Raw genomic sequence first — 1,085 nt, 5'->3', positions numbered from 1 at the left:
AAAACGGGTCAGTGCTCGTGCCGCAGCGGCGACGTTACCTCGCCCGAGGTGGTGATCTTCCGCAATTGCGCGCAGCAGATCGCGCATTTCCACACTGATGCCCAGGTTCGCCAGTACTTGGGCATACGGCCCGGTAATCAACCAATCGAGCAGCGTCTCCGTGGGTCCCCACTCCTCAGGCCCTTGCAGGCATAGACGCCAGCAGGCAAGCATGGCTGCGAGCCTTCGAACGTCAGCCTTGAAATAGCCCGCGCCATGCGCCTGCTGAGCGAGGTTTAGGCCAGCCGCCACGTCGGAATTTGTCTGAAGCTGATGCCATTGATCGGCAGGGAGAAATAGCAGCGCGACGCGATCAGCGCGCTTCAGTCCAGTGTCTGCCCCTTGGCGCGATTGCCGCAGCCCTGACTCGATGATGTCTTCGAATTCTGCGAACCGATCCTCGAAAATGGACCAGAGCGGAACGTTGTTGCCGTCCTCTTCCGGGCCGATCTCAAACACCCGCCGCGCCGTCGCCTGAACCGGAATCTGAGATGCCATATTGAGCATCTGCTCCGAAACCGCACGCTCCCCTCGCAAATGCTTGCTGAGGTCGGGCACGGTGTCTGTCCCACGCGACTCCCGATGACACCGGCCGGTACACACTTGCCCTAGCGTTTGCGACGCAGGCGCGCGATCGCTGCAAGCTGCGCAGCGGCCACGGCCAGTTCACTCTGCGCACGGGCCAGATCCAGGTCGCTGCCTTGATTCTGCAGCGCCTCTTCAGCCGCACGCTTGGCTTCGTTCGCCTTGGCTTCGTCCAGGTCGTGACCGCGGATTGCGGTATCGGCCAGCACGGTCACCCTCTTCGGCTGCACTTCGAGAATGCCACCGGCAACGAACACGAACTCTTCGCCGCCGTCTTCCTTCTCGATGCGCACGGCGCCCGGCTTGATGCGCGTGATCAGCGGCGTGTGGCCGGGCAGAATGCCCAGCTCGCCGGCTTCACCAGGCAGCGCCACGAACTTGGCATTGCCGGAGAAGATCTCGTGCTCAGCGCTGACGACGTCTACATGAATGGTTGCCATCTCGATTCCTTTGCTCAGAAA

Annotated in this window: 2 protein-coding genes; both read right to left on the bottom strand. The window is 61.9% G+C overall.

The window, feature by feature from the left end:
* Positions 1-597, bottom strand: a 597-nt coding sequence (locus BEK68_RS13300; RefSeq protein WP_249262923.1) for a hypothetical protein, incomplete at its 3' end; no start/stop codon positions are given.
* Between the two features lie 50 nt (positions 598-647).
* On the bottom strand, positions 648-1,064 hold the full coding sequence (locus BEK68_RS13295) for a F0F1 ATP synthase subunit epsilon (protein ID WP_004628639.1): 417 nt from the start codon (positions 1,062-1,064) through the stop codon (positions 648-650).
* Between the last annotated feature and the right edge of the window lie 21 nt (positions 1,065-1,085).

The organism is Ralstonia pickettii, assembly GCF_001699815.1.
Classification (GTDB): domain Bacteria; phylum Pseudomonadota; class Gammaproteobacteria; order Burkholderiales; family Burkholderiaceae; genus Ralstonia; species Ralstonia thomasii.
Note: the sequence above shows the minus strand (reverse complement) of the source record. Positions and strands in the feature narration are given on the sequence as shown.